This window comes from Pseudomonas frederiksbergensis (assembly GCF_003732275.1).
Lineage (GTDB): Bacteria > Pseudomonadota > Gammaproteobacteria > Pseudomonadales > Pseudomonadaceae > Aquipseudomonas > Aquipseudomonas frederiksbergensis_H.
On sequence record NZ_MOBM01000038.1, the window covers coordinates 68,275 to 85,331 of the forward strand.

The 17,057-nt window shown below is 58.4% G+C and carries 18 protein-coding genes and 1 tRNA gene; 5 read left to right on the forward strand and 14 right to left on the reverse strand.

Features of this window, described 5'->3' with window-relative positions:
- Positions 1-44: 44 nt before the first annotated feature.
- Positions 45-1,115, forward strand: coding sequence for an ornithine cyclodeaminase (ocd, locus tag BK662_RS19610; RefSeq protein ID WP_123359423.1), 1,071 nt, complete (start codon positions 45-47; stop codon positions 1,113-1,115).
- Positions 1,116-1,288: 173 nt separating this feature from the next.
- Positions 1,289-2,710 carry an amino acid permease gene (locus tag BK662_RS19615; RefSeq protein ID WP_123359424.1) on the forward strand — a complete coding sequence of 474 codons (1,422 nt, stop codon included), beginning with the start codon at positions 1,289-1,291 and terminating at the stop codon, positions 2,708-2,710.
- Between the two features lie 110 nt (positions 2,711-2,820).
- On the opposite strand, the gene BK662_RS19620 is transcribed toward BK662_RS19615, so the two are convergent.
- Positions 2,821-3,162 carry a YajG family lipoprotein gene (locus tag BK662_RS19620; RefSeq protein ID WP_123359425.1) on the reverse strand — a complete coding sequence of 114 codons (342 nt, stop codon included), beginning with the start codon at positions 3,160-3,162 and terminating at the stop codon, positions 2,821-2,823.
- Positions 3,163-3,309: 147 nt separating this feature from the next.
- Positions 3,310-3,714, reverse strand: a complete 405-nt coding sequence (locus BK662_RS19625) for a RidA family protein (protein ID WP_123359426.1) — start codon at positions 3,712-3,714, stop codon at positions 3,310-3,312.
- A gap of 143 nt (positions 3,715-3,857) precedes the next feature.
- Between BK662_RS19625 and BK662_RS19630 the strand changes: the two genes are divergently transcribed.
- The gene (locus BK662_RS19630; RefSeq protein ID WP_123359427.1) at positions 3,858-4,790 is read left to right on the forward strand and encodes a LysR family transcriptional regulator; all 933 of its coding nucleotides are present in this window, start codon (positions 3,858-3,860) and stop codon (positions 4,788-4,790) included.
- Positions 4,791-4,844: 54 nt separating this feature from the next.
- On the opposite strand, the gene BK662_RS19635 is transcribed toward BK662_RS19630, so the two are convergent.
- Positions 4,845-5,144, reverse strand: a complete 300-nt coding sequence (locus BK662_RS19635) for a con-10 family general stress protein (RefSeq protein ID WP_123359428.1) — start codon at positions 5,142-5,144, stop codon at positions 4,845-4,847.
- Positions 5,145-5,431: 287 nt separating this feature from the next.
- On the opposite strand from BK662_RS19635, the gene BK662_RS19640 reads away from it, so the two are divergent.
- Positions 5,432-5,989, forward strand: coding sequence for an ATP-dependent Clp protease proteolytic subunit (locus tag BK662_RS19640; RefSeq protein WP_123359429.1), 558 nt, complete (start codon positions 5,432-5,434; stop codon positions 5,987-5,989).
- A 41-nt stretch (positions 5,990-6,030) separates the two neighbouring features.
- Here the strand turns inward: BK662_RS19640 and BK662_RS19645 are convergent, their stop codons facing one another.
- The 4 genes from BK662_RS19645 to BK662_RS19660 all read right to left on the reverse strand — a co-directional run bounded on the left by BK662_RS19645 (position 6,031) and on the right by BK662_RS19660 (position 8,336).
- Positions 6,031-6,315: a hypothetical protein gene (locus tag BK662_RS19645; protein ID WP_123359430.1), complete on the reverse strand. Its 285-nt coding sequence runs from the start codon at positions 6,313-6,315 to the stop codon at positions 6,031-6,033.
- Between the two features lie 115 nt (positions 6,316-6,430).
- Entirely contained in the window at positions 6,431-7,255 is an 825-nt protein-coding gene (locus BK662_RS19650; protein WP_123359431.1) for a DUF3618 domain-containing protein, read from the reverse strand.
- Entirely contained in the window at positions 7,252-7,695 is a 444-nt protein-coding gene (locus BK662_RS19655; RefSeq protein WP_185047167.1) for a phage holin family protein, read from the reverse strand. Before BK662_RS19655 ends, BK662_RS19650 begins: the two co-directional genes overlap by 4 nt.
- Positions 7,695-8,336 carry a hypothetical protein gene (locus BK662_RS19660; RefSeq protein WP_123359432.1) on the reverse strand — a complete coding sequence of 214 codons (642 nt, stop codon included), beginning with the start codon at positions 8,334-8,336 and terminating at the stop codon, positions 7,695-7,697. Before BK662_RS19660 ends, BK662_RS19655 begins: the two co-directional genes overlap by 1 nt.
- Before the next feature lie 362 nt (positions 8,337-8,698).
- Between BK662_RS19660 and BK662_RS19670 the strand changes: the two genes are divergently transcribed.
- Entirely contained in the window at positions 8,699-9,130 is a 432-nt protein-coding gene (locus BK662_RS19670; protein ID WP_123359433.1) for a nuclear transport factor 2 family protein, read from the forward strand.
- 140 nt (positions 9,131-9,270) lie between these two features.
- On the opposite strand, the gene BK662_RS19675 is transcribed toward BK662_RS19670, so the two are convergent.
- The 7 genes from BK662_RS19675 to selA all read right to left on the reverse strand — a co-directional run bounded on the left by BK662_RS19675 (position 9,271) and on the right by selA (position 16,694).
- Positions 9,271-9,573 carry a hypothetical protein gene (locus tag BK662_RS19675; RefSeq protein ID WP_123359434.1) on the reverse strand — a complete coding sequence of 101 codons (303 nt, stop codon included), beginning with the start codon at positions 9,571-9,573 and terminating at the stop codon, positions 9,271-9,273.
- Positions 9,574-9,913: 340 nt separating this feature from the next.
- Positions 9,914-11,422 carry a tripartite tricarboxylate transporter permease gene (locus tag BK662_RS19680; protein WP_123359435.1) on the reverse strand — a complete coding sequence of 503 codons (1,509 nt, stop codon included), beginning with the start codon at positions 11,420-11,422 and terminating at the stop codon, positions 9,914-9,916.
- A gap of 24 nt (positions 11,423-11,446) precedes the next feature.
- A complete protein-coding gene (locus tag BK662_RS19685; protein ID WP_123359436.1) occupies positions 11,447-11,938 on the reverse strand; it encodes a tripartite tricarboxylate transporter TctB family protein in 492 nt (163 codons plus the stop codon).
- Position 11,939: 1 nt separating this feature from the next.
- Complete coding sequence (locus BK662_RS19690) at positions 11,940-12,905, reverse strand: tripartite tricarboxylate transporter substrate binding protein (RefSeq protein ID WP_123359437.1); 966 nt, start codon at positions 12,903-12,905, stop codon at positions 11,940-11,942.
- Positions 12,906-13,227: 322 nt separating this feature from the next.
- Positions 13,228-13,323: transfer RNA gene (locus BK662_RS19695), tRNA-Sec, on the reverse strand.
- 6 nt (positions 13,324-13,329) lie between these two features.
- Positions 13,330-15,249 (reverse strand): selenocysteine-specific translation elongation factor, encoded by a 1,920-nt coding sequence (selB, locus tag BK662_RS19700; protein ID WP_123359438.1) that lies wholly within the window; start codon positions 15,247-15,249, stop codon positions 13,330-13,332.
- Positions 15,246-16,694: an L-seryl-tRNA(Sec) selenium transferase gene (gene selA / locus BK662_RS19705; RefSeq protein WP_123359439.1), complete on the reverse strand. Its 1,449-nt coding sequence runs from the start codon at positions 16,692-16,694 to the stop codon at positions 15,246-15,248. Before selA ends, selB begins: the two co-directional genes overlap by 4 nt.
- Positions 16,695-17,057: the final 363 nt, after the last annotated feature.

Here is a 17,057-nt window from a genome sequence, read left to right on the forward strand (position 1 = left end):
ACCGAGACAACCTTCCTTGACTTACAACTAAGAGATAAACACATATGACTCTATTCATAGACGTTGATCACGCCGCCACGCTTTTTGGCAAGATTGGTATCGGTCAGGCCATCACGCAAATGGCCAACTACATCAAGGCTGATTATTGCCGCTGGGCTGTCTTTGATAAATCCCCACGCACCGCCAATCACTCCATTTGCGGGGTGATCGAACTGATGCCGACTGACGACGGCAAACAGTATTCATTCAAATACGTAAACGGCCACCCAGGAAATGCTGGCAACAACTTGCTGACAGTCATGGCCTTTGGTGTATTGGCGAACGTCGATAGCGGATACCCCGCCGTTCTCAGCGAACTCACCCTGACCACCGCGGTTCGCACAGCGGCAACGTCCGCCCTGGTAGCCCAGTCCCTGGCACGCAAGGGTTCGACACGCATGGCCATTATCGGAAATGGCGCCCAGAGCGAATTCCAGGCCATTGCCTTTTATGAAATGCTCGGGATCAACGAGGTGCGGATATTTGATATCGACAGCGCTGCTTCATTGAAATTGAAACAAAACCTTGAAAGCTATACCGGCATCAATGTCACCATAGCCGCCTCGGTGCATGAAGCCGTCAAAGGCGTTGATATCATCACCACGGTCACGGCGGACAAGGCCTACGCGACAATCTTGACGCCCGACATGATCGAGCCCGGCATGCATATCAACGCGGTTGGCGGTGACTGCCCCGGGAAAACCGAACTTCATGCCGATATCCTGCGCAACGCCCGGATCATTGTCGAGTTTGAACCGCAGACGCGCATTGAAGGCGACATTCAGCAACTGGACGCAGACCATCCTGTCATCGAATATTTCCGCATCGTTCGGGATAACGAACCAGGCCGGGAAAATGACACGCAAGTCACGGTGTTCGACTCGGTGGGATTTGCACTTGAAGACTTTTCTTCACTTCGTTATTTGCATGACCAGGCTAGAAAATACGCGATCGGTGAGAAAATCCATCTTGTACCCACGCCTGCCAATATCAAGAACCTGTATCAATTGATTGAGGAAAAGTCTGATCTTTCATCGGCATCGCCCCCGCAACGACAGCAGCTAGCAACAAGCTAAGACACGCGATAGCTCGTTATCAAGTCAGGTGACGAGCCACGAACACTTTACTGATTAACCGATACTGCAAACGTTTGAGTCACCATCCTGATGTACGGCGAACTTACAACAATAAAACACACACACTATTTCTCTGCCAAAACTCAAAAAACATAAAATCAAGAGGTTTTGTGATGAAATCAGACACGCATGAAATAACTGAACAACCCGCATTGCAGCGCACGCTCAGCAATCGCCACATTCAACTAATGGCCATGGGCGGCGCTATTGGTACGGGGCTGTTCATGGGCTCCGGCAAGATCATCGCCCTGTCCGGCACTTCGATCATACTTATCTACATGATCATCGGTCTTTTTGTTTACTTCGTCATGCGTGCCATGGGAGAGCTGCTTTTATCTAACCTGAACTTCAAAAGTTTTGCTGACTTTGCCGGGGCCTACCTTGGCCCTCGTGCAGCCTTCTTTCTCGGATGGTCATACTGGTTGAGCTGGAGCGTGGCCGTTGTGGGAGATGCAGTGGTCGTTGGGGGTTTCTTTCAATACTGGTTCCCTGATGTACCGGCCTGGATCCCCGCCATCGGCATGATGCTGACGCTATTTGCCTTGAATGTGCTCACCGTCAAACTGTTCGGCGAGGTTGAATTCTGGTTCGCGATCATCAAGATAATCGCCGTCGTCGCGCTGATCTCCGTCAGTGTGCTGATGATCGCCAGCTCCTTCGTCTCCCCCACGGGAGTCACGGCTTCCCTGACGCACCTACTGGACCAGCAGGCCGCCTTTCCCAACGGCCTGTTCGGTTTCTTCGCAGGCTTTCAGATGGCGATCTTTTCGTTCGCGGGCACAGAATTAATCGGCACCGCGGCCGCCGAAACCAAGTCGCCCGAAAAAACGTTGCCCAAAGCCATCAATTCCATACCGCTCCGGATCATCCTTTTTTATGTTCTGTCCCTGGTCTGCATCATCGCGGTGACCTCATGGCAGCAGGTATCGCCTAACAAAAGTCCTTTTGTCGAACTGTTCCTGATCGCGGGTTTTCCAGCGGCGGCCGGCATTGTGAACTTTGTGGTGCTGACCTCTGCGGCGTCATCCGCCAACAGCGGCGTCTTCTCGTCCAGCCGCATGTTGTTCGGCCTGGCTGATCTGGGCAGCGCGCCCGGTATCTTCAGACGGCTATCGAAAAACAGTGTTCCGCTCATCAGCCTGGCCTTCACGACCTTTCTGATGCTGCTGGGGGTGCTGCTGCTGTTTATCATCCCTGAAGTCATGACCGCCTTTACCATCGTGTCGACGGTGTCGGCCATCCTGGTGATCTTTACCTGGTCGACCATCCTGGCTTCCTACATCGCTTATCGCAAAGCAAGACCCGATCTTCATGCGCAATCTCGGTACAAAATGCCTGGAGGCGTACCGATGGCATGGCTCTCCCTCGCATTTCTCGCATTTGTGCTGTGCCTGCTTGCCCTTCGGCCAGACACCCGCCTAGCACTGTGCGTGATGCCTGCATGGTTCATTTGGTTGGCAATCGCCTACCAACTCTCACATTTCAGGAGCAGGAACCAGGCCAGCCATGCGGCAGGGTCACTTCTCAAAGAATGATCCATTGCCCACCAAAACCTTCACGCAAAAAAAAGTCCCGTGACCGAATGAGTCACGGGACAAAAAATTTGGTTGGTTGCGGCCAACCAAAGGAGCATTTTTAAAAGCGGTTACAGGCATTCCTGCGCGGCACGTTCGAAACTCGAAGGCATGAAGTTCGACGCCAGCAAGTGGCGCTCATACAAAAACACCTTGCCGCCATTCGGGGCCTTGTAGGCTTCGAGAACGTTGTCTGCCGCGACTTTGCTCGGCACCACGATCCGGTAGCTGCGCTGGGTTTGCGAGACCGTCGGGTTCAGTGCGCTGCCCTGCAACTTCGGCACTACGCAGTCGGCGTACTCGGCAGGCGTTTTTTTCGTCTGGAAAGTCAGCGTCGGGGCGTTCGGCGCGGAAGCGCAACCGGCCAGCAGCAAGGAGGCGAAAGCCATGACAGGAACAAATAAAGGGCGCATTGGTGAAGTCCTGAAAATAAAAAGTCGGGGTCGTTGAGCGTCTCGATGGAGGCGATTTTCCGACTTTGCCCGACAAAGCAGAACTTGCGTTTCTTGATTGTCACTATTACTTGAACCGATAGTTGCACCGCGCTATCGCTGGTCAGGTCAGCTGCTGGTGGTTTCAGGAAGCTTGGCGATCACCTTGATCTCGAACTGAAAACCATACAGCCACGTTACCCCGACAGCAGTTAATGTCGGGTGCGGTGCATTACCCCAGAACTCCGGCACAACCCTCCAGATCGTCTCGAACTTCTCTTGCGGATCGACGATGAAGACCGTTATGTCAATCACGTCGTCGAAGGTGCAACCGGCAGATCCCAGGATCGCGTTCAGATTGTTGAACGCGAGCCGAACCTGAGTCTCCAGGTCGGGCTCGGGTGAGCCGTCTTCGGTGCTACCGACTTGCCCCGATACGAATAAAAAGCCATTGGACCGGATAGCCGGCGAATAGCGATTGCGCTCATAAAGCGCTTGGCGTCCGGGCGGAAAAACAACATCACGCTTGCTCATAAAGTGCCTCCAGCAACGGGTCAAAGACGACCCGCAATTAATGATGAAGAGACTTTAAGGACTTGTGCATGCCCGATAAACGAGCAACTGTAGCCATCACTGTTTGTAAAACCCAAACAATCCAATAGATATCCGGGGCAGAAATGGACCGTTTCGATGCGATGCTGGCATTTGCTCGGGTGGTGGAAACGGGCAGCTTCACCAAGGCAGCCGAAACACTGCATATGAGCAAGACGAGCGTGACGCAACTGGTGCAGCAGTTGGAGGCCCGGTTACGCGTCAAATTACTCAACCGCACGACGCGCAAGGTCAACGTAACCGCCGATGGCGCCGTCTATTACGAGCGTGTGGTAAGGCTGCTAGCCGACATGGACGATGCCGAGACCAGCCTGTCCAGCGCCTCGGCCCTGCCCAGGGGCCGGCTGCGAGTGGATGTGCCCAGCCCGTTGGCCAGCATGATTCTGGTACCGGCGTTGCCTGCGTTTCATGCTCGATACCCTGACATCCAGATCGACATGGGCGTCAGCGATCGCATCGTGGACATGATCGGTGAGAATGTAGATTGCGTTGTGCGCGGCGGCGAATTAACCGATCAGTCTCTGATGGCCCGGCGGGTAGGCGAACTCCAGTTGGGCGTTTATGCGGCGCCGAGCTACCTGGAACGCGTGGGTACGCCGTCGCATCCGCAAGAGCTGGAAGATTCGCATCATCGTGTCGTCGGTTTCCTGTGGGCACGCACAGGCAAAGCTGTGCCTTATGCCATGCGCAGCAAGAGTGAGAGTGTCCATATCAAGGGTCGCTATGTGTTGGCGGTCGACGATGGCAATGCCTACATCGCGGCCGGGCTGGCCGGCCTCGGCGTTCTTTGGCTGCCAGACTACATGTCCAAAACCTACGAAGCGCGCGACGAGTTGGTCCGTTTGTTCGAAGATTGGCGCCTTGATCCGATGCCGATCTACGTGGCCTTTGCGCCGAACCGGCATATCAGCTTCAAGTTGCGCGTATTCATTGATTGGGTCGCTGAGCTGATGGCACAGCATGCGCCTGTCATGATTCGTGAGGCGTCGGGAAGCTGACCTGGATAAAACCAAGCCCCGCCATAAGCGGGGCTTGATGTATTTCACACGGCATCAGGGTTTACGCCCGCCGCCGGGAGTTTGCCCTCCTCCTTTTTTGTCTGCGTCAGACATTTTCTCTCTGTCTTCGACCAAGTTGCCTTGGCGCCCTGCGCCCTGTCCACTGCCGGGACGATTGGTATCGCTGGATTGACGTCCCCCTGAGGCCTGTCCACCTTTTTTGCCGGCGTCGGAGGTGCGTTGCGGATCGTTCATCATCCCGCCGCCCGACTCCCCGCCTTTTTTGCCAGCTTCGGAGGCTTTTTGAGGGTCGTTGGCAAAATTGCCAGGGTTCTTGTTACCGGTGTTAGCCATTTTCGTTCTCCTCATTGTTTCTCGCGAACCTTTCTAGGCTCGTCTTATTCCGAGGTTTTCCTGGATTAAAAGTTTGAACTGATGCGGCATTCTTGCGACCAACGGATTAGGGTTATTAGTTCCGGAAAACTCCTGCCGCGGCGACTAATGGGGGTGAGTCAAACGAGTATAAAAATGGGCTTTGCTTATACAAATTCATGAAAGAAAAGAGCGGTGAGGTCTGGCATCATTCAAGCAGTTGCGCTGAATCATCAGCTCTCTAATTTATCCTGTATGGAGGTACGTCGATGACAGAGCACATCGTCCACTTTCATTGCCAGATTGATCAGGGCACGATGGAACGCTTCAGGGACTGCTGCCTCGACGCCATCGACCAGGGCGCCTCCTCCTTGCTGCTGAATCTCTCCACCAGCGGTGGCAGCACCAATTTTGGCTTCGCCCTCTATACCTTCCTCAAATCCCTGCCAGTGCCGCTGTGCGCGATTAATGCCGGCAACATCGAGTCGATGGGCATCATCATGTACCTGGCCGCCGGCCGACGTATCACCGCGCCCCATTCGCGGTTTCTGATTCACCCAATGAATTGGTACTTCCCCCAAAGCTCGGTCGACCATCAACGCCTGCGCGAATACCTCTTGAGCCTGGATAACGACCTCGCGCGTTACGTGCAAATCTTTGCCCTGGAAACTGCCCACGCAGAGACCAAACTGGATATTTTTCATTGCCTTTCAGCGGAAGAGAAAGTCATTGCGGCGCATGAATCCCTGGCCTACGGAATCGCCCACGAAATGCATCAGATGGTGTTTGCCGATAACGTCAAACACTGGAAAATCAGTGGCGGCTGACGCATGTTCGAGACGGCCCTGAGTTTTTCGCTACCGATGAGTCAGGTGCCAGAAACGGGGTGAATCTCCAAGGTCATTCCGTCACTCAACGTGAGTTTCAAATCCTTGATAGTGCCGGCCACACGGTCCTTGAAAACCGGCTCGCCCTCGGGATCAAGTTCATCGTAGATAAAGCGGTTGCCCTCGAGCCAGCCGATGGCTGTTTGCAGTGCTGGCGTGAGGTAATACTTGCCGTCCAGAAAAAAACCGGCAAACGGTTCTACCCTTTCCCGATTCTCGACTTCATAGCGCACGCCGGGAGTCATTCCTGTGGATTCATCAATCATGATGTGTACCTCGTCAGGGTGTCGGATCTTGGCGCCCTGCCTGATTCAAGGCGTCGACAAAGCGGGCTCGACGGGACGTCTGTGCATCAGACCTCCCGTCTTGCCCTGATACCTGTCAAGAAGTTCCCAGCCCACGCGACAGATCGGCCGGGGTTTCGGACGCGGTCTTGCGCATCTCGCCCGTTTCTCCAGCGATTGCCTCGTGGGGCTCCGTGGTTTCCATCACCTTTTCGCGCACCGCCTCATAGCCCTCCCGTGCTTGCTGTTTGACCTTGCCGGTGAGGCTTGCGCTGGTCCTGCCCAGATAACGGCGTTCCGTCGCGGTGGTCGGTAGCGCCGCGCCCAGCAATGCGCCCACCGCCATACCGACCGCGGCCATCATCAATGGTTGCTCCTTGAGCAGATGACTGAACTGGTCGCCCATTTCATGAGTCCTGCGCGTCAGGCGATCAGTGGTGTCATGGACGGTGTGACTGAGCTGATCGGTCTTCGCATGCAGGCTGTCGCCCAGATGCGCGGCCTTGCCCTTGACCGCCTGATAGCTGTCCTTGAGCGAATCGGTGGTGTCGTGCAGACGCTGTCGCGCGCTGTCCAGCCCCTCAGAGAGCCCTTCACCCAAGTCATCGGCCCAGTCGACATCCGGCTCGACGCGATATTCCCGGGGCGTTGGCGGGCGATTCTGGCTCATCATCAACCACATCAGCCCGACCGAGGTCAGCACCGCGGGCACGGGATTGTTGCGCACACTGGTGCCCAGATTGGTCAGAAAGGTCGAGCCGTTGCTTTGCATCATCAGCAGCGCCTGATCGAACATCTGGCCAGGGGTGAACTTGCTTTCCAGCGCGTCGACGATATGCCCGATGTTCTCCCGTTGCGCATCGATTTCACGCTCGATGGTTTCCGGGCTCTTGGCCGCTTCGGTTTCGAATTCACGGTTCATGACACTTTCCTCCGCAGGGCTTCCTGGTCTTTGTTCAACGCGTCCAGGGTGCGATCAGGCTTGAAGTGGGAAGGCTCGAATTGTTTCTTGCCTGCCTGCAGCATCACGAAGCCGATGACCATCACCACGACGCCGACAATCAGCGCGGCCAGCCAGGGCGCCATCACCAGGCTCAAGGCATAGACCACAGCCATCAGCAGGATGATGAACCCGGCGAGCAGCACAATGGCGCCACCGGCGACCCCGGCAATCCCTGCTTTCAATGTCGTCAGGCTGGCCTGCAATTCCACTTTGGCCAACGCCAGCTCCTTGGTGAATAACGCCGGTACTTCCCGAGTTAGCTGCCGCAATAAACCGACCACGGAAACGTCATGATCAACCGTCGTGACAGACGGTGTGACGGGTGGTGTGCGTTGCAGTTCTGGATCTTCTCTGTTCATCACCGTTCTCCTGAGAAGGGGCTGGACCCCGGCATTGAGGAACTGTCGCCACGATGGTCGGGCGCGCTCGGCGAGGACGGCGTGATGCTGGAGGCCAATCCGGGCGACAGCTCGCCTCCGGGCGGCATCGACGTTTCATAAAGTCCTTGCGAGCCATCGCCGGTGAACGTGGCTGTGCTGCTCTGGGCAGCGAACTCACGGTCGGTTGTTGTCGGCAGGGTCGCCGTGCCCGCTTTCAGGAACCGCGACAAACCAAACCCCACCGCGATGCTGCCGACAATGAACAACCCCGGATTGTCGCGCGCCAGGTCAGCGCCATCGTGCAGAAGCTCTTCGGCACTTTTGCTGCGCAGTTTTCCCGCCAGGCTGCTCATGCTGTCGGCCATGTCTGCCAGGTAATCGGACATCCCAAACGTATCGTTCGTCCTGATCTCGGAAACGACTGACTGGGCGCCTCTGGCCAAAGCTTCAATCTGATCCGCTGCGGTATCGCGGTATTGGCCGAACTGCTCATCGGCCTGATGCCGCGCACCGCCTATCGCTTCGGTAACCTCCTCCTTTAAATGCTGAAAGTTTTGTTCGGAGCCTGCGGGATCCCGAGGGGCATCCGGTTGTCCGGTTCTGCTGTCTGGAATAGTCATGTCATCCCTCGCCTTCGTAATGAACACGTCAGGAAGTGGCCGCGGGGTGTCCGCGGTGGTGCTTCATTGCAGATGACGAGGGTGTCTGGCGGGGAGTTCCAAGCAGATGATGAAGTGATGAAAAGCGGCACCGAAGGTACTCGCGAGAGCGGAACCTGTGGGAGCGAGCCTGCTCGCGATAGCACAGTGACAGGCAACGAAGATGTCGACTGACATGACGCTATCGCGAGCAGGCTCGCTCCCACAGGGTTGCGTTTTATTCAGTGGATGCATCCCCTAACAAAAATCTGCTAAGTTGTACGATGACAGACGAGATACCTGTCTCGCGTCTGTCATCCCTATAACAACAAGGAAAAATACCCATGAAAAAAACGAAATTGCTTATCGGCTTTTTGTGCCTCTTCAGCGGCTATGTGATGGCAGCCCCTTCATCGGGCGAGAAGGATGTCGCCGTGGCGGTAGACCATCTGACTCAAGCCATGTTGACCAAGAACATTCCCCAACTGAATGCGCTCACCGCTGAAAACCTCACCTACGGCCATTCCAGCGGGAAAATCCAGGACAAGAAAGCGTTCATCGCCGACATCGAAACCGGCAAAAGCGCTTTCAAGACACTGGAAATGCAGGGGCAGACCATTACGCTCTCGGGTGATGTGGCGTTGGTCCGTCATCATTTTTCGGCACAAGCCATCAAGGGTGAAGAGATCGTTCCGACGGAAATCGAGAACTTCCAGATCTGGCAAAAACAGAAAGGCAAATGGCTACTGGTAGGACGACAAGCGTTCCGCTTCTGATTTCTGACAATCAGTTAAGCGTTGGCGATCTTGAGGCCCATTCGCGAGCAGGCTCGCTCCCACATTTGACCGCGTTCTCAAGGTGGATACGGTTCAGTGTGGGAGTGAGCCTGCTCGCGATGACGTCAGATGAAACACCGCTAAACAGCAGTCTTGAACCCCTCCTCCCGCTGCAACGCCCGAGCCTGAATCACATTCAGTATTGCGCAACCTTCGCGCATCAGCAGATGCACCGCACGGGTAACACGGGTCAGGTCGCAGTCGGAAATGCCGTTGAGGTTAAGGCTGGACAAGGTGTCGGTCAGATCGCGAACCACGGTGAAGCGGTGCATGGCGCAAGCGGCCATGTCGCTGAGTTCTTTATGGGTGTTGATGAAGAGCACCGGGTTATCGGCGTCGTAGGTGTCGATGGGGAGGTAACGGGGCATGACTTGGTCGGACATGGTGTAACTCCAGGTAAAGCTACCACCGTTCGCGGCCAAGCGAATAAAGGTGGCGGCTGTGTGCGGGTTGGCCGACCAGACACCTGAAAGATCCGGCACACCCGAAGGTGTCCCGCGCACAGCTGCCATAAGACATGTCCAGACATAAAACGGTCTGAACAATGACGCTGTTGCATTTCAGGTTATCGACCGGCCAAGGTCGTTCGCGGTGTTTTCCGCGAGCCCGAACTATAGGGGTCGATACCGAAACGCGGCAACAGGGTACGTTGTAGGAAACGTCTTGGAAAGTTGTGCGCCACAAAGTTGATCGTTCTTACGATCGCGTGGGAACGATCGGCACTCAATCATCCTCATGCAATTTGATGCCACGTTTATGCAGCAGGTAGGGCACCAGCAACACCAACAGCGTCAGCACCAGGACCGAAGCCGCAATGGGTTGTGTCACAAACACCATCCAGTCGCCCTGGCTGATGGACAAAGCGTTGCGCAGTTGTTTTTCCGCCATCGGCCCCAGCAGCATGCCGACGATCACCGGGGCGACGGGGAAATCGAAACGCCGCATCAACACCCCGGCCCAGCCGATGCCCAGCATCAGAAACAGGTCGAATGATGAGTGGCGCATGCCGTACACGCCGATGGTGGCGAACACCAGAATGCCGGCGTTCAGGTACGGTCGCGGAATCTGCAAGAGTTTGACCCACAGGCCCACCAACGGCAGGTTCAACACCAGCAGGATGACGTTGCCGATGTACAGCGAGGCCACCAGCGTCCAGACCAGCTCGCCCGAGGTCTGGAACAGCAGCGGCCCCGGTTGCAGGTTGTAGTTCTGGAACGCGGCCAACAGAATCGCCGCCGTCGCGGAGGTCGGTATGCCCAGGGTCAGAAGCGGAACCAGCGAACCGGTGGCGCTGGCGTTGTTCGCCGCCTCGGGGCCGGCGACACCTTCGATGGCGCCCTCGCCTTTGCTGGCGGCGAACTCTTTCGGGTATTTGCTGAGTTTGCGTTCGGTCGAATAAGACAGGAACGTCGGAATTTCCGCGCCACCGGCCGGAATCGAGCCGAATGGAAAGCCAATCAAGGTGCCCCGTAGCCACGCGGGAATCGAGCGTTTCCAGTCGGCGCGGGTCATCCACAACGAGGTCATGCGGTGTCGGCTGCCCATTTCTTCCTTTTGGTAGAGCACGCTGTACAAGGCCTCACCGACGGCAAACAAGCCGACCGCCACCAGCACCACTTCGATGCCATCGACCAGTTCGGGCACCGCCAATGTGTAGCGGGCTATGCCTGAGGTCGAGTCCAGGCCGATCAAGCCGATGGTCAATCCGATGCCCAATGAGGCAAAGCCGCGCAACATCGATGCACCGAGCACCGCCGACACCGTGGTGAAGGCCAGCACCAGAATCGCAAAATACTCCGCCGGCCCGAACTTCAGTGCCAGCGTCGCAACGAGGGGAGCGAACAGGGTCAGCAAGATCGTCGCGATGGTGCCGGCCACAAATGAACCGATAGCAGCCGTCGCCAAGGCCGGGCCTGCCCGCCCGTTGCGGGCCATGAGGTTGCCTTCCAGGGCCGTGACCATCGAGGACGACTCCCCCGGGGTGTTGAGCAGAATCGAGGTGGTGGAGCCGCCAAACTGAGCGCCGTAATAGATACCGGCAAACATGATCAGCGCGCCGGTAGGATCGACCTTGGCGGTGATCGGCAGCAACAAGGCGACGGTCAGCGCCGGGCCGATCCCCGGCAAAACACCGATCGCGGTACCCAGCAGACAGCCGATAAAACCCCACATCAGATTGATCGGCGCCAACGCGGCACCGAAGCCGGTTGCCAGACTCGAGAGAATGTCCACCTTTTCGACCTCCTTCGGCCCGGATCAGATCCAGGCGTTGATCAAGGGCGGAAGGGAAACCCCTAGCCCGGCAGTGAAAAGCCAGTAAATCGGCAGCGTCAGGGCGATGCCGATGGCCAGGTCCCGCAGCGGGCTGCGACTGCCAAAACCCCGTGCAGAACAGGCAAACAGCAGTGCGGCCGCCAATACGAAGCCGATGTAGGTAATGAGCAAGGCAACGCCCACAAGCCCCGCCGTGACCCAGGTTGCGCCGAGTTTGCCGCCGGGCTGAGCCTGGGTGGTCTCATGGTCGTCGGGAAGGTTGCGAAAACCACCGGTGAGCGCCTGATAGCACATCAACAGACCGACGACGCCCAGAAACGCCGCGACGGCGTAGGGATAGACGTACGCCGCCATGATGACGAAGCCCATTTCGGCAGGAAACCGCGAGGCGCCGAACGCCAATACCGCGCTGATGGCGACGACAGCTAAGCCAATTGCCAGTTGGGCCGGCATGACTCTCCAGCGCCCGGCCATCTCAAAGCAGCCCGACCTTGACCAGCATCGCGCGCAGGCGCCCATGTTCTTCTTCGACGAATTTGCCGAAGTCATCCCCGGTCAGAATGCTCGGTGACCATGCATTGGTTTTTACGTTTTCTTGCCAGACGTTGCTTTTGGTGGCGGTCAGGACGGCTTCGGTCAGTTCTTTGCGCTGGTCAGGTGTCAGGCCCGCTGCACCGTAAACGCCACGCCAGTTGCCGATCGTCACGTCATAGCCACTTTCTTTGAGGGTCGGTGCATCGATGCCTTCAACGCGGCTGGGTGCGCCGATGGCGAGTAAGCGGAACTGCTTGGACTGGATGTATTTGGCAAGCTCGGCGTAGCCGCCGGTGATCACCGTGATGTGGCCGCCCAGCACCGCGGCGACGACTTCGCCACCACCTGCGAAGGCAACGTAATTCACCTTATTGACGGGGACGTCCATTTTGCTCGCCAGTTCGGCGATGCCAATGTGGTCGATCGAACCCTTGGAGCCACCGCCCCATTTGATATTGGACGGGTTGGCTTTGAAGTCTTTGAGCAAGTCGTCCAGGGTTTTGTACGGGGAGTCGTCCCGCACGGCAATCACGTTGTATTCGGTAAACAACCGGGCGATCGGTGTCACGTCCTTCAAAGTGATTTGCGGTTTGTTCTGCTCGATGGCCGCGACCATGATCGCGCCGACCACAATCAGGGCATTGGCGTCGCCCTTGGTGCCGTTGGCAAATTGCGCCAACCCCAGGGTGCCACCGGCGCCGCCCTTGTTCTCAAAGGTGACGGCCTTTGCCGTTTTGGCCTCGACCATGGCTTTGCCCAGGACGCGTGCGGTCTGGTCATAACCACCACCGACGGAGCCCGGGGCCATGAACTTGACGGTGTCCAGCGCAAACACCGGTGATGCGAGCGCGGCGGCGGTAACTAAAACGGCGAGGTTGCTGCTGAATCGACGGGCCAATGCAAACATGAGTCGTCTCCGGATAGCTGTTCTTGTTGTTTTCGATCAGGGAAGAGCCCCTGTTCGTTGAACATGCGTCTGGAATAAGCGTAGGTCATAGTTGTGTTTGTTGGCGTGCTTTCAATGGGCTGTCTGCCCCTAATGCATGACAACTGCAGAACCTGTGGCGAGGGGGCAGCCCCAATGCCGGTAAGTTAAGGTGCGCAAACTTGTGGGAGCGAGCCTGCTCGCGATGGCGGACTCACATTCAACATTTCTATCAGCTGATACACCGCTATCGCGAGCAGGCTCGCTCCCACAGGGATTGCGCCTGTCCCTGTGTTCTACCAAATGGCGGAAGGCAGCCGGAGTCGAACCTGCCCGGGAACGGATGCCGTCCCCAACCGGGTTTGAAGCCCGGCCGCGCCACCGGGCGCGATTGCCTTCCTTGAACTCAGTCTTCTGTTTGTTGGGCCAGTGCATTGTCGAGCCGGATATGGCGCCGGTCGCCAAAGCGTCGGGTCAGGCCGATCCGGTCGAAGTACTCAAGAATCTGAATGCTGCGTTTGCGCCCCAGGCCTACGGCATCGCGAAACGCGATGACCTGAATCACCGGGTCATCGCTGGCCAGTTGCACCAGCATAGCCGCCAATCGGCACACCAGCGTCTCGGTATAAAACAAGTCGCGAACCACTTGATGCACCAGCCCCAGCCGCGCCATCTTGCGCAGCAGCAGGCGTACGACCGCCTCTTGATAGCCTGTCGCTTTAGCCAGATCACGCACCCACGGTGGATCGAAACCCGCCTGTTCGAACAGCGGCTGTAATTGTTGCCACAGGGTTTCGTCATCCTCGCTCAAACGCACTTGGTGATCGGGCAAATGCAGCCAGGGGCCACTGGCAACGATCGCACCGCTGGCCAGTAATTCATCGAGCAGGCTGATAAAGGTCGGCCGGTCCAGCGCGGTGCCGGCGAAGCGACGCAGGCGATCCCTGTCCGGTCCCATTTGATCCGGTTCGAGTTGATGAAAGCGGGCGAGGTGTTCCAGCAGCGGCGCCTTCAGGGCTTCCCAGCGCACCGCGCTGAACAGCAACGGCCCCTGCCGCGTATCGATCAAGCGCACGTCGTCGGGCAGCTCCCAAGTTTCGCGCGGGCGATTGAACTGACGCTCCAGACGTTGCGGGTCGAGCCCTGTGTCGCTGTTGGCCAGCAGCGTCGGCAGTGCTTCTTCCAGGCTGTTCGTGGTGGACAGCGCTTGTAGCTGCGCCAATCGTTCGGGACTGCGACGGTGTCGGGCCGGGGCGAACGGGTCGAGCACCCGTCCACCACCGAGGGTCCGTTGCGCGCTTTGATCGCGCAGGATCAAACGGTCGCCCTTCACCGCCAGCACCGGCGCGTTCACCAGCAGTTGCGCAAACATCTGCTCACCCGGCGCCAGGCTGCTGCCCTCCAGCAACGCCACTCGCCCGGTCACGTCTTGAGTGCCGAGATGCACGTGCACTGGCTGAAAGTGCTCGAAGCTTCGCGCCTCGCTGACCAACAAGGTCATCTCGATATCCAGACGCTGGGTCGGCGCATGCAGCCATTCGGCCAACAGCCAGTGGCCCCGGTGAATCTGCTCCAGGGCCAAACGGTCGGCACTCAGGTTCAGCGCGACTCGCTGCCCGGCCGTTGCGCTGTCAGCCGCCTGATTCTGCGCATGCAGGCCTCGCACCCGTACCGGTTTGCCCAGCGGACTCAACATCAGCGTATCGCCCACGACCACCTGGCCGGACAACGCCGTACCGGTCACCACAATACCGGCACCGGCCACGCTGAAAGCCCGATCAATCGCCAGGCGGAAACCGCCGCTGGCGCTGCGTTGAAGCACCTCATGTTGCGCATCCAGCAAGGCCTTACGCAGTGCCTCGACGCCTTCGCCGGTCACACTCGACAGCGCGATTTGCGGCGCATCGGCATAAGGGCCGGGTGCGAGCAATGCTTCGATCTGTTCACGGACGGCTTGCACACGAGCAGGATCGACCCGGTCGCATTTGGTGATCGCAATAAGTGCCCGAGGGATGCCCAGCAACTCGACAATCGCCAAATGTTCGCGGGTCTGAGGCATCACACCGTCATCAGCCGCCACCACCAACAACACCAGATCAATGCCCTGAGCCCCGGCCAGCATGTTGTGGGTGAAGCGTTCATGGCCCGGCACGTCGATAAAACCGGTCAGGGCGCCGCCCGGTTCCAGTGCCGCGTAGATGTAGCCGAGGTCGATGGTCATGCCGCGTTCACGTTCTTCCCGACGACGGTCACCGGCCTGGCCGGTCAATGCCTGGAGCAAGGAGGTCTTGCCGTGATCAATGTGCCCCGCCGTGCCGACAATCACCCGTGCGCGCCCTCCTCCTGCAGTTGATCGAATTGCGCCAGCTGATCGAGTTGCGCCAGCCACGCGGCTTCGTCGTCCAGTTGGCGCAGGTCCAGCCAAAGTGCATCGCCGTCGATGCGACCGAGCACGGGAATCGGCAGCCAGCGAAACGCGGCCTCCAGCCCCAGCAATCGCCGCCCGCGCAGACGTTTGGAAACGTTCGGCCGCAGGCATAACGCGGCACTGGGCAGTCGCGCCACCGGTTGGCTGCCGCTGCCGATCATGCCCAGCGCCGGCTCCGCGCTGACGCTCCAGCCGTCACCCAACACTCGTGCCAGAGACGGTTGCAAGCGCTCGGCCTGGGCGAAGATGTCGGCCTGGGGTCGGGTCAGCAGGCGCAGACTCGGCAGGCGCTCGGCCAGTCGATCAGGATCGCGGTACAGCGCCAATACGGCTTCGAGGGCGGCGAGGGTCAGTTTGTCGACCCGCAGCGCGCGCTTGAGCGGGTTCTTCTTGATCTTCGCGATCAGGTCTTTACGGCCGACTATCAGCCCGGCCTGGGGACCGCCGAGCAGTTTGTCGCCACTGAAAGTAACGATGTCCGCGCCATCAAGCAGCGCCTGGCGCACCGTCGGTTCGGCGGGCAAGCCCCAGCGAGTCAGGTCCAGCAGGCTGCCGCTGCCCAGGTCTTCGAGCAGCGGCAGCCCGTGACGGTGAGCCAGTTCCGCCAACTCCGCCGTCGGCACCCGGGCGGTGAAACCTTCAATGGAGTAATTGCTCGCATGTACACGCATCACCAGGCCACTGCGCGGACCGATGGCGGCCTCGTAATCGCGGGCATGGGTGCGGTTGGTGGTGCCCACTTCGTGCAGCCGCACCCCGGCGCGGACCATGATGTCGGGAATGCGAAACGCACCGCCGATTTCGATCAGTTCACCACGGGAAATGATGCCTTCCTTGCGAGCGCCCAGGCTGTTGAGCGTCAGCAACACGGCGGCGGCATTATTGTTGACCACGGTCACCGCTTCGGCGCCGGTCAGCTCGCGGATCAACCCTTCGATCAAATCATCGCGATCGCCGCGCTTGCCGCTGTGCAGGTCGAATTCCAGATTGAGCGGATAGCGGGCGGCGAGCTGAACGGCTTCGATAGCCGACTCCGGCAACAACGCGCGGCCGAGGTTGGTGTGCAGCACCGTGCCGGTGAGGTTGAATACCCGCCGGACCTGGCTGCGATGCTGGATCGCCAGACGCTCACCCGCCCTGCCCGCCAATACGTCGGGGGCGATTTCAACGGCATTGAGTTCACCCTTGAGCACCGGTTCGCGCAAGTCATCAAGCAGTTGCCGCAGGCCGGCCAGCAGCGCATCACGCCCATAACGCTCGGCCAATGCCTGGCAGGCGGGATGGCGCAGCAAGCTGTCGATGGAGGGCAGCCGCAAGGCGTGGCTGGCGGAGGTTGCAGACATCAGAGGCTCCCGGAAGCGATTGACCGTCGCGTCTGAGTGTAGCCGCTGGGCTCATTGCTCAAAGGGATAAGCTCAGTCGTCTCTCCCTCGCTCCGGTCCTGCTCCGTGGGCCTCTCGATGGAGGTGCACCGTAAAAGCGAGGCGGCCTACCGGCCTGTCCCTGTAGGAGCCGTCGAGCGAAGCGAGGCTGCGATCTTTTGATCTTGCCGTGGCTTTGGCTTTTGATCTGCCTACCCCTTCGCGCGCAAGCCTGCTCCCACAGCAACGGCAACATCAAAAGATCGCAGCCTCGCTTCGCTCGACAGCTCCTACAGGGTAATGCGTGTAAAGTGAATCTTTGTAACCCCAAAGATGTGTATATAC

Excerpts from the sequence above, each read along its gene's own strand:
- BK662_RS19650 (WP_123359431.1), bottom strand. The coding sequence starts at position 7,255 with ATGAACCGTGAATTCGAAACCGAAGCGGCCAAGAGCCCGGAAACCATC.
- BK662_RS19660 (WP_123359432.1), bottom strand. The coding sequence starts at position 8,336 with ATGACTATTCCAGACAGCAGAACCGGACAACCGGATGCCCCTCGGGAT.
- BK662_RS19645 (WP_123359430.1), bottom strand. The coding sequence starts at position 6,315 with ATGATTGATGAATCCACAGGAATGACTCCCGGCGTGCGCTATGAAGTC.
- BK662_RS19620 (WP_123359425.1), bottom strand. The coding sequence starts at position 3,162 with ATGCGCCCTTTATTTGTTCCTGTCATGGCTTTCGCCTCCTTGCTGCTG.
- BK662_RS19635 (WP_123359428.1), bottom strand. The coding sequence starts at position 5,144 with ATGGCTAACACCGGTAACAAGAACCCTGGCAATTTTGCCAACGACCCT.
- BK662_RS19615 (WP_123359424.1), top strand. The coding sequence starts at position 1,289 with ATGAAATCAGACACGCATGAAATAACTGAACAACCCGCATTGCAGCGC.
- BK662_RS19640 (WP_123359429.1), top strand. The coding sequence starts at position 5,432 with ATGACAGAGCACATCGTCCACTTTCATTGCCAGATTGATCAGGGCACG.
- BK662_RS19630 (WP_123359427.1), top strand. The coding sequence starts at position 3,858 with ATGGACCGTTTCGATGCGATGCTGGCATTTGCTCGGGTGGTGGAAACG.
- BK662_RS19655 (WP_185047167.1), bottom strand. The coding sequence starts at position 7,695 with ATGAACAGAGAAGATCCAGAACTGCAACGCACACCACCCGTCACACCG.
- selA (WP_123359439.1), bottom strand. The coding sequence starts at position 16,694 with ATGTCTGCAACCTCCGCCAGCCACGCCTTGCGGCTGCCCTCCATCGAC.
- BK662_RS19675 (WP_123359434.1), bottom strand. The coding sequence starts at position 9,573 with ATGTCCGACCAAGTCATGCCCCGTTACCTCCCCATCGACACCTACGAC.
- BK662_RS19690 (WP_123359437.1), bottom strand. The coding sequence starts at position 12,905 with ATGTTTGCATTGGCCCGTCGATTCAGCAGCAACCTCGCCGTTTTAGTT.
- BK662_RS19685 (WP_123359436.1), bottom strand. The coding sequence starts at position 11,938 with ATGGCCGGGCGCTGGAGAGTCATGCCGGCCCAACTGGCAATTGGCTTA.
- BK662_RS19625 (WP_123359426.1), bottom strand. The coding sequence starts at position 3,714 with ATGAGCAAGCGTGATGTTGTTTTTCCGCCCGGACGCCAAGCGCTTTAT.
- ocd (WP_123359423.1), top strand. The coding sequence starts at position 45 with ATGACTCTATTCATAGACGTTGATCACGCCGCCACGCTTTTTGGCAAG.
- BK662_RS19670 (WP_123359433.1), top strand. The coding sequence starts at position 8,699 with ATGAAAAAAACGAAATTGCTTATCGGCTTTTTGTGCCTCTTCAGCGGC.